9 protein-coding genes are annotated in these 8828 nt (G+C 73.6%); 5 read left to right on the top strand and 4 right to left on the bottom strand.

Features of this window, described 5'->3' with window-relative positions:
- The coding region (locus ACQSSQ_RS20090; RefSeq protein ID WP_431328912.1) for an integrase core domain-containing protein at positions 1-132 on the top strand (132 nt) is incomplete at its 5' end.
- A 96-nt stretch (positions 133-228) separates the two neighbouring features.
- Here the strand turns inward: ACQSSQ_RS20090 and ACQSSQ_RS20085 are convergent.
- Genes ACQSSQ_RS20085 through ACQSSQ_RS20075 form a run of 3 tightly spaced genes read right to left on the bottom strand, consistent with a single transcriptional unit; the run spans position 229 to position 2414 of the window.
- Entirely contained in the window at positions 229-1101 is an 873-nt protein-coding gene (locus ACQSSQ_RS20085) for an LLM class F420-dependent oxidoreductase (protein WP_431328901.1), read from the bottom strand.
- A 40-nt stretch (positions 1102-1141) separates the two neighbouring features.
- On the bottom strand, positions 1142-1981 hold the full coding sequence (locus ACQSSQ_RS20080; protein ID WP_431328900.1) for an aldo/keto reductase: 840 nt from the start codon (positions 1979-1981) through the stop codon (positions 1142-1144).
- A 1-nt stretch (position 1982) separates the two neighbouring features.
- Entirely contained in the window at positions 1983-2414 is a 432-nt protein-coding gene (locus ACQSSQ_RS20075; RefSeq protein ID WP_431328899.1) for a hypothetical protein, read from the bottom strand.
- A gap of 64 nt (positions 2415-2478) precedes the next feature.
- Between ACQSSQ_RS20075 and ACQSSQ_RS20070 the strand changes: the two genes are divergently transcribed.
- The 4 genes from ACQSSQ_RS20070 (at position 2479) to ACQSSQ_RS20055 (ending at position 8171) form a co-directional block, all read left to right on the top strand.
- Positions 2479-3684 (top strand): cysteine desulfurase family protein, encoded by a 1206-nt coding sequence (locus tag ACQSSQ_RS20070; protein WP_431328898.1) that lies wholly within the window; start codon positions 2479-2481, stop codon positions 3682-3684.
- The gene (mnmA, locus tag ACQSSQ_RS20065; RefSeq protein WP_431328897.1) at positions 3684-4784 is read left to right on the top strand and encodes a tRNA 2-thiouridine(34) synthase MnmA; all 1101 of its coding nucleotides are present in this window, start codon (positions 3684-3686) and stop codon (positions 4782-4784) included. Before ACQSSQ_RS20070 ends, mnmA begins: the two co-directional genes overlap by 1 nt.
- Before the next feature lie 8 nt (positions 4785-4792).
- Positions 4793-5740 (top strand): uroporphyrinogen decarboxylase/cobalamine-independent methonine synthase family protein, encoded by a 948-nt coding sequence (locus ACQSSQ_RS20060; protein WP_431328896.1) that lies wholly within the window; start codon positions 4793-4795, stop codon positions 5738-5740.
- 73 nt (positions 5741-5813) lie between these two features.
- Positions 5814-8171 (top strand): Ig-like domain repeat protein, encoded by a 2358-nt coding sequence (locus ACQSSQ_RS20055; RefSeq protein ID WP_431328895.1) that lies wholly within the window; start codon positions 5814-5816, stop codon positions 8169-8171.
- Here ACQSSQ_RS20055 and ACQSSQ_RS20050 read toward each other — a convergent pair.
- On the bottom strand, positions 8158-8778 hold the full coding sequence (locus tag ACQSSQ_RS20050) for a class I SAM-dependent methyltransferase (protein WP_431328894.1): 621 nt from the start codon (positions 8776-8778) through the stop codon (positions 8158-8160). The two genes, ACQSSQ_RS20055 and ACQSSQ_RS20050, sit on opposite strands and share 14 nt — an antisense overlap.
- Positions 8779-8828: the final 50 nt, after the last annotated feature.

Genomic DNA, 8828 nt, shown 5'->3' with positions numbered 1-8828 from the left:
AACTCCGAATCAGCCCGACTCGCCGCCCTGCCAGCATGGCTCCACGAGTACAACCACCACCGGCCCCACTCAGCAATCGGCAAAGCCGCACCCATCACCAGGTTGAACAACCTGGCTGGACATCACACCTAGCGGCTCGCGGCTGCTCGACCGTCGGAGCGGGGCGCTGCTCGACCGGCGGAGGGGGCGCTGCTCGACCGGCGGAGGGGCGACCGGCGGGCGGGGGCGCTACAGGGTCGCCGCTGGGCCGACCACCGACTCGGCGAGCCCGCGCGCGAAACCGACGAGGTCCCCGTCCGGCGCCATCACGAACGCCTCCTCGAAACCGACCTCCGCGTACGCAGCGAGGGTCTCGGTGAACGAGCCGTCGAGCGGCACCGGGCCGTTCCACAGGATCGTCTTGCGGATCTCCTCGTACGGCCGGCCGACGTCGTCGCAGTGCCCGCGCAGCACGTCGAGCTTGTGCACCACACCGTCGGTGCCGTAGCCGGGCTGGGCGAAGAAGTTGCACGCGTCGCCGTACTGTGCGACGAGCCGCAGCGTCTTCTTCTCCCCGCCGCCGCCGATCATCACCGGCACCGGGCCCAGCGGCTTCGGCGAGCAGAGCGTCTCGGCGAGCTGGTAGTAGCGGCCCTCGTACGGCCCGTCGTCGTCGCCGAACATCTGCGCCACGACCTGCAGCGTCTCCTCCAGACGCGCGAGCCGCTCGCCGGTCGGCCAGACGGGCACACCGAGCGCCTGCTGCTCGCGGTCGTACCAGCTGGCGCCGATCCCGAGCGTGGCGCGCCCGCCGCTCAGCACGTCGAGGGACGCGACGATCTTCGCGAGCAGGCCGGGGTAGCGGTAGGGCACGCCGGTGACGAGTACCTGGAGTCCGACGCGCTCGGTCCGGGCCGCGAGGAACCCGAGGGTCGTGTACGCCTCGAGCATCGGGTCCGGCGCGCCGCCGGCGTAGTGCTCCATCTGGAAGTAGTGGTCCATCACCGACAGCGAGCGGAGACCCCCGGCGTCAGCGACCGCGCCCACCTCGGCGTACGTCGGCGCGATCGCCGCCGTGCCGCCGGGCACGTCGAACCGGGGGAGGTGGAGGGAGAGGTCCATGCCGTCCAGCCTGGCACGGACCCCGCCCTCCGAACAGCCGTCAGGCGGCCGCGTCGAGCTCGGCGACGGTGTCCGCGTCGAGGGTCAGGTCGGCCGCCGCCATGTTCTCCTCCAGGTGCGCCACGGATCCGGTGCCGGGGATGGGCAGCATCACCGGTGACGTCTGCAGCAGCCAGGCGAGCGCGACCTGCGCCGGCGTCGCGTCGTACCGCTTGGCCGCCTGCCCGACCGGACCGTCGGGGGAGGCGAGGTCGCCGGCGTCGACCGGGGCCCACGGGATGAAGCCGATGCCGTGCTCGGCGCAGTAGTCGAGGACGTCGGCCGACGAGCGGTCCACGAGGTTGTAGCGGTTCTGGACGGTGGCGACGGGCACGTAGCGCCGCGCCTCCTCGATGTCCTCGACCGTCACCTGCGAGAGCCCGACGGCGCGGACCTTGCCCTCCTCGCGCAGCTGCGCGAGGGTCTCGAACTGCTCCTCGCGCGGCGTCCGCGCGTCGATCCGGTGCAGCTGGAAGAGGTCGATCACGTCGGTGCGCAGGCGCCACCGGCTCGTCTCGACCTGCTGCCGGAGGTACTCGCGGCGGCCCACGGGCCACCACTCGTTGGGCCCGGTCCGCACCAGGCCCGCCTTGGTGGCGATCGTCACGCCCGCGGGGTACGGCGCGAGCGCCTCCCCGAGGATCTCCTCGCTCACGTACGGCCCGTACGAGTCGGCGGTGTCGATGAAGTCGACGCCGAGCTCGACCGCCCGCCGGACGACGGCGCGTGCCGTCTCGCGGTCGGCGGGCTCGCCCCAGATCCCGGGCCCGGTGATGCGCATCGCGCCGAACCCGAGCCGGTGGACGGTGCCCACCCCGTCGATGTCGAAGGTTGTCTGCATGTCACTCCTCGCTGTGTCGGGCGTCGGTGGCGGCAAGCGTGTCGTAGTACGCCCGTCCCGCAGGGTAGTAGTCCGTCCAAAGCGGCTCCGGGTCCCCGACGACCCGTGCTCCGAGGACTCCCAGCAGGTAGTCGCCCCGCGGTCCCTGCTCCCCGACGTCCTGCGACGCGACGTCGTGCACCACGAGCTGGAGGTCGGTGGTGCGGTCCTCGCGGGCACGCAGGTAGGCCTCCACGACGGTGCCGGTGTCGAGGCGGACGGTGAGGTGGTCGGGCTCCTCCTCTCCGACCACGGTCACCTCGATCTCGCCCAGCGGCTCCGGACCCGTGACGGCGGACCATGCCGCGTCGCGGTCGAGCGGCAGGACCCGGGTGTAGACGAGGTCCGTGTGCTCGTCGTGCTGCCGCAGCCGGCCCGTCGGAAGGTGCTTCATCGCACCAGCCTGGCAGGCAGCGGGCGTACGCACAGGACAGGCGGCCGACTAGTCTGGTTTCGACATGAATCTTCCGCCCGCCCCGATCACGTACCTCGACCACGCGGCGACCACGCCGATGGTCCCCGAGGCGATCGCGGCGATGAACGCGGCGATGCTCGAGGGGGGCAACCCCTCGTCGCTGCACGGTTCCGGCCGTCGCGCGCGGCGCCGTGTCGAGGAGGCGCGCGAGCTGATCGCGCAGCGCATCGGCGCACGGCCCAGCGAGGTCGTGTTCCTGTCCGGCGGCACCGAGGCCGACAACCTGGCGGTCAAGGGCCTGTACTGGTCGCGCCACCACGCCGACCCTGCCCGGCGGAGAGTCATCGCCTCGGCCGTGGAGCACCACGCGCTGCTCGACCCCCTGACCTGGCTGGAGAAGGGCGAGGGCGCGGTCGCGGAGCTGGTCGAGGTCGACAGGTCGTGCCGGCTCGACCTCGATGCCCTTCGTGCCGCGGTGGAGCGCCGTCCCGAGGACGTGGCGCTCATCAGCTGCATGACGGCCAACAACGAGGTGGGGACGGTGCAGCCGATCCCGGAGGTCGTGGCGCTCGCGTCCGAGCACGGCATCCCGGTGCACAGCGACGCCGTCCAGGCGCTGGCGCACCTGCCGCTCGACTTCGCGGCGAGCGGGCTGGACGCCGTGTCGATCTCCTCGCACAAGGTCGGCGGGCCGACCGGCGTGGGCGCGCTCGTCGTACGCCGCGAGGTCGAGGCCGTGCCGCTGCTGCACGGCGGCGGGCAGGAGCGCGACCTGCGGTCCGGCACCCTCAACACGGCCGCGATCGCCGCGTTCGCGGTCGCCGTGGACCTGGCCGTCACCGGACGCGAGGCGGAGTCCGCGCGTCTGGAGGCGCTCCGCTCGCGGCTGGTGGACGGACTGCGTACGGCCGTGCCGGAGGCGGTCGTCAACGGTGACCCGCAGCCGGGACCCGAGCACCGGCTGCCGCACGTCGTCCACGTGACCTTCCCCGGCTGCGAGGGCGACTCGCTCCTCATGCTCCTCGACGCCCAGGGCATCGAGTGCTCGACCGGGTCGGCCTGCTCGGCGGGCGTGCCGCAGGCGAGCCACGTCCTGATCGCGATGGGGATGGACGAGCTCGCGGCACGGGGCTCGCTGCGCTTCAGCATGGGCCGTACGACGTCGGTGGCCGACGTCGACCGGCTGATCGCCGCGCTGCCCGCGGTCTACGAGCGTGCCCGCGCCGCGGCGAAGGCGGGGAGGCGCTGATGCGGGTCCTGGCCGCCATGTCCGGGGGAGTGGACTCCGCCGTCGCCGCCGCCCGCGCCAAGGATGCGGGCCACGACGTGACCGGCGTGCACCTGGCCCTCTCGCGCAACCCCCGGTCGTACCGGACCGGCGCCCGCGGCTGCTGCTCGATCGAGGACAGCAACGACGCCCGCCGCGCCGCCGACGTGATCGGCATCCCGTTCTACGTCTGGGACATGAGCGACGAGTTCCACGAGGAGGTCGTCGAGGACTTCATCGCCGAGTACACCGCCGGCCGCACCCCCAACCCGTGCCTGCGGTGCAACGAGAAGATCAAGTTCGCCGCCGTCCTCGACCGTGCCCTCGCGCTCGGCTTCGACGCCGTCGTCACCGGCCACTACGCGCGCCTCGCGACCGCGCCCGACGGGACCGTCGAGATGCACCGCGCCGCCGACCACGCCAAGGACCAGTCGTACGTGCTGGGCGTGCTGACCGCGGACCAGATCGCCCACTCGCTGTTCCCCCTCGGCACCGACACCAAGGACGAGGTGCGGCGCGAGGCGGAGCAGCGCGGCCTGCAGGTGGCGCACAAGCCGGACAGCCACGACATCTGCTTCGTTGCCGACGGGGACACCCCGGGATGGCTGCACGACAAGCTGGGCACCAAGCCCGGCGTGGTCGTGGACGAGGCCGGGGAGGTCCTGCGCGAGCACGACGGCGCGTTCGCGTTCACGATCGGCCAGCGCCGCGGCCTGCGGCTGGGCCGCCCGGCCGCCGACGGCCGTCCGCGCTTCGTCCTCGACATCGAGCCGGTGTCCGGGACGGTGACCGTCGGTCCGCGCGAGCACCTCGCCGTCGACGGGCTGGAGGGCATCCGGCCCCTGTGGTGCGGCACGCCTCCGGCGGGCGAGCTCGCCTGCACCGTCCAGCTGCGGGCCCACGGCGCGGAGCACCGGGCGACGGTGCGGCTCGACGGCGACCGGCTGCACGTGGATCTCCACGACCCGGCCGACGGCATCGCACCGGGGCAGGCCGTCGTGGTCTACGACGGGACCCGGGTCGTCGGGTCGGCCACGATCTCCGCCACGAAGCGGGTCGCCGCCGCGGTGCCGCCGCGGTGAGCGCGGGCATGCGAGCCACCGGCGTCGGGTCGATGCCGGGGGAGGACTTCCGCGGCGTCGTCCGCTTCGTTGTCGAGACCCTCGACCTCCCGTTCCTGCCCGAGCTCCCGGCGCGGGGGGACGGCGCCGGGATGGTCGGCCGGGCGGTCGGCCTCCTCGACGGGCTGGGAGCCGACCTCCAGCCGGCGGGGTGGCGGCTCACGGACCGGCCCGGGCTCGACCAGCGGCGCGCCCGCTCGCTGCTGTCGCACGACCTCGACGTGCTCGAGGAGGAGACCCAGGGCTACGAGGGAGGGCTCAAGGTCCAGGTCGCCGGGCCGTGGACGCTGGCGGCGACGATGGAGCGGCCCCGCGGCGACCGGGTGCTCGCCGACCACGGCGCCCGGCGCGAGCTCGCGCAGTCGCTCGCGTCGGGGATCGCGGCCCACGTCGACGAGGTACGCCGCCGCGTCCCCGGCGCGGCGGTCGTCCTCCAGGTCGACGAGCCGGGACTGCGCGCCGTGCTCGACGGGCAGGTCCCGACCGCCAGCGGCATCGGGCGCCACCGGCGGGTCCACGACCCCGAGGCCGACGCCTCCCTCCGCGAGGTCGCGAGCGCCGTCCGCGGCGCCGGCGCCCGCCCGGTCGTCCACACCTGCGCGCCGCGGGTCCCGGTCACGCTCCTGTCGGGAGCGGGGTTCGAGGCGCTGTCCTTCGATCTGAGCCTCGTCACCGCCGACGAGTACGACGCGTACGCCGCGGTGCTCGAGGCCGGCGCCGACCTGTGGCCCGGGGTCACCGGCCGGGATCCCAGCGGACTGCGGCGGTCCAGCGACCGCTTCTTCGCGGCGCTCGGGTTCTCCGAGGACGCCACCGTGCCCCGGACGGTGCTCTCGCCCTCGTGCGGTCTGGCAGGCTCGACGCCTGACGACGCGCGGCGGACGCTGCGCGATGTCGCTTCCGCGACACGCCTCTGAACCCGTTCCGAGTCGCGCCGCGACAGGGCTCACGTACGCTGCCTGGGGAGCACGACCAGCTTGGGGGGCCCGCATGAGCACGTCTCGGACGAAGATCGCACTCGCCGTCCTGCCGACCGTGGCGGCCGGACTCGTCGTCCTGCCCGTCGTCGCCTGGAACCAGACGGTGACCGTCGGGACGACGCCGGACCCGCGCGCCTACGCCCTCGCGGCGTACGCCGTCACCGCCGACGAGCCGAGCACCGAGCCGCCGGTCGAGGGGGCCCTCGCGCCGGACGGGACGCCGGCTCCCGACCCGACGCACGAGGTCGCGACCGCCGTGGACACCCCGAAGCTCGCGACCGACGACTTCCGGGTCGCCGGCGTCACCTGGGACCGCGGATCCGTCGACGGGGAGGTCGTCACCTACGTTCGCACGCGGGAGACCGACGGATGGACCGACTGGTACCGGCTCGACGACGCCACCGACGACGGCCCCGACCCCGGGACGCGTGAGGCGGCGAAGGCCCGCGCCGGCACCGCGCCGCTGATCGTCGGCGAGTCCGACGCCATCCAGGTCACGGTCGCGACCCCGGACGGAACCGTGCCCGACGACGTCCAGGTCGACCTGCTCGACCTCGGGACCACGACGACCACGAAGCAGGTCGAGCCGCTCGCGGCCGCCGAGGCGGCGACTCCCATGCCGTCGATCAAGTCCCGGGCCGCATGGGGCGCCGACGAGCGGATCCGCGACAAGTCGGCCCCTGACTACGGCTCGGTCCAGGGGGCCGTCGTGCACCACACGGCGGGCTCCAACTCGTACACCCGCGCCGAGGTCCCCTCGGTGATCAGGGCGATCTACGCGTACCACACCAAGGCGCTGAAGTGGCGCGACATCGGCTACAACGTGGTCGTCGACAAGTGGGGCCAGGCGTGGGAGGGACGCTGGGGCGGGCTGACCCGCAACGTCGTCGGCGCCCACGCGCTCAACAACAACGCGACGACCTTCGGCATCTCGGTGCTCGGCAACTTCGAGTCGGCGTCGGCGTCGGCCGCGGTGGTCGAGACGATCTCCAAGGTCATCGCGTGGAAGTTCTCGATGAACCACGTGATCCCCACCGGCTACCGCACCTTCACCACCAACACCGGCAAGAAGGTCTCGCGCCCCAAGATCGTGGGGCACCGCGACGTCGGCCAGACCGCCTGCCCGGGGCGCTACCTCTACGCCAAGATGGGCACGATCCGGACCCGGGTCGGCGCGATCATGAAGAACGCCGGCCTGACCCCGACGATCACGGCGAGCGCCGCACCGCTGGCGTACACCGTCGGCGGCAACCGCGTCGACGTCGCGATCACCGTCGCGGCGAGCGGGCGCGTCCCGACCGGGACGGTGCAGGTGGTCGACACCGACCGCGGTGACGTGCTCGGCGAGGCGACGCTGGTCTCCGGCAAGGCGTCGATCAAGCTGCCCAAGCTCATGTACGCCGGAGCGCGCCGCCTCGCGGTGCTCTACAGCGGCGACGCCGCGGTCGCGTGGCGCCAGGCGGCGCCCTTCACGGTGACGGTCACGAGGGCGGCCACGTCGACTACCGCGACGTACGACAAGACGTCGGTGACGTCGGGCGACCAGGTCTCGGCGCGCGTGACGGTGAACGGCGCCAACGTCGTGCCGCGCGGCACGGTGAGCGTCTACTCCGGCTCCACGCTGCTCGGACGCGCGACGGTCGCCCAGGTCGGCGACCAGTGGGCGTCCGCGGCGACCGTCCGTCTGCGGCGTGACCTGGCCGGCGGCACGCACCGGCTGGTGGCGCGCTACGACGGCCACTACGCGATCGCCCCGTCCGCGGCCCCGGGGTCGGCGACGCTGCGGGTGGCGAAGGGCCGTTCGTCGCTGTCGCACGCCTGGGTCGGCGTCCCGCGGTGGCGGGCCCAGCCGGTGCTGCGGGTCCGGGCCTCGGCGTACGGTCAGACGCCGACCGGCACGGTCGTCGTCCGTGAGGGCGGCAAGGTCGTCGGGTCGCGCGCGCTGTCGGGCGGTGTGGCCGACGTCCGCCTCACGCCCAGCCGGACGAAGCGGCGCGCGTTCACGATCGCGTACGCCGGCTCGGCCAGCCTGAACGCCGCTCCGACGGCCTCGCGCAGCGTCGCGATCGCCAAGGCGAAGCTCACGGTCACCCGCAGGCTCAGCGACAAGACGGCCAAGCGCGGCCAGCGGGTGGTGCTGCGGGTGCGTGCCAGCGCGCCGGGCTACCAGCGGATCGTCGGGCGGGTGACGGTCTACCGCGGCAGCAAGGTCGTGCGCTCGGCCGCGCTCACGCGCAAGCTGAGCGGTCGGGTGAACCTCAGGATCCCGACGACGCGCAAGGGGACGCAGAAGCTGCGGGTCGCGATCGCGCCGCGGGGCTACATCCTCCCGTACCGCTCGCGGACGATCACGCTCAAGGTCCGCTGAGGGCGACCCCGAGGAAGTCCGCAGCGAGCCATCGCGGCGCGCCGTCCTCGTAGAACGCGTCCAGCTCCACGAGCGCGAACCCGGCGGCGGTGATGTGGTCCGGGATCCGCCGGGTGAGGTGGCAGCCGCCGAAGACCCGCTTCTGCAGCGGCTCCAGGCGCCGCTGCCACCGGCGTACGGGCTCCTCGGGTGCGAGACCGTGCTCCAGGAAGTGCAGCGTGCCGCCGGGCCGCAGCACGCGCCGGCACTCGGCCAGGGCGGCGTCGAGGTCGGGGATCGTGCACATCGACCAGGTGCTCAGCACGGCGTCGGCGCTCCCGTCCGGCATCGGCAGGTGCTGCCCGTCGAGACCGGCACGGCGGATCGGGACACGGGAACCGATCACGCGCTCGTGGGCGAGACGCCACCCGAAGTCCGACGGCTCGACCGCCGCCACCGAGCGCACGGAGGAGGGGTAGAACGGCACGTTGTGGCCGCTGCCGAAGCCGATCTCGACCACGTCCCCCGCCAGCCCGGCGCACACGCGCTCGCGGTACGGGTCGCCCTGTGCCATCCCGCCGACGGTGTCGACGAGGCGAGGGACGACGTGCTCCTGGTACCAGCCCATCTCCGTCCCCTCTCTCGGACATCGTCGCGCGCTCCTGTCCGATCGCGAGG

The sequence above is a fragment of the Mumia spirodelae genome, assembly GCF_050632745.1.
Classification (GTDB): domain Bacteria; phylum Actinomycetota; class Actinomycetes; order Propionibacteriales; family Nocardioidaceae; genus Mumia.
The sequence above is the reverse complement of the archived record's forward strand: the minus strand, read 5'-3'. Positions and strand labels throughout refer to the sequence as shown.

What these genes read in the sequence shown, in the direction of transcription:
- ACQSSQ_RS20085 (WP_431328901.1), bottom strand. Translation starts at nt 1,101, where the DNA reads ATGGACCTCTCCCTCCACCTCCCCCGGTTCGACGTGCCCGGCGGCACG.
- ACQSSQ_RS20080 (WP_431328900.1), bottom strand. Translation starts at nt 1,981, where the DNA reads ATGCAGACAACCTTCGACATCGACGGGGTGGGCACCGTCCACCGGCTC.
- ACQSSQ_RS20075 (WP_431328899.1), bottom strand. Translation starts at nt 2,414, where the DNA reads ATGAAGCACCTTCCGACGGGCCGGCTGCGGCAGCACGACGAGCACACG.
- ACQSSQ_RS20070 (WP_431328898.1), top strand. Translation starts at nt 2,479, where the DNA reads ATGAATCTTCCGCCCGCCCCGATCACGTACCTCGACCACGCGGCGACC.
- mnmA (WP_431328897.1), top strand. Translation starts at nt 3,684, where the DNA reads ATGCGGGTCCTGGCCGCCATGTCCGGGGGAGTGGACTCCGCCGTCGCC.
- ACQSSQ_RS20060 (WP_431328896.1), top strand. Translation starts at nt 4,793, where the DNA reads ATGCGAGCCACCGGCGTCGGGTCGATGCCGGGGGAGGACTTCCGCGGC.
- ACQSSQ_RS20055 (WP_431328895.1), top strand. Translation starts at nt 5,814, where the DNA reads ATGAGCACGTCTCGGACGAAGATCGCACTCGCCGTCCTGCCGACCGTG.
- ACQSSQ_RS20050 (WP_431328894.1), bottom strand. Translation starts at nt 8,778, where the DNA reads ATGGGCTGGTACCAGGAGCACGTCGTCCCTCGCCTCGTCGACACCGTC.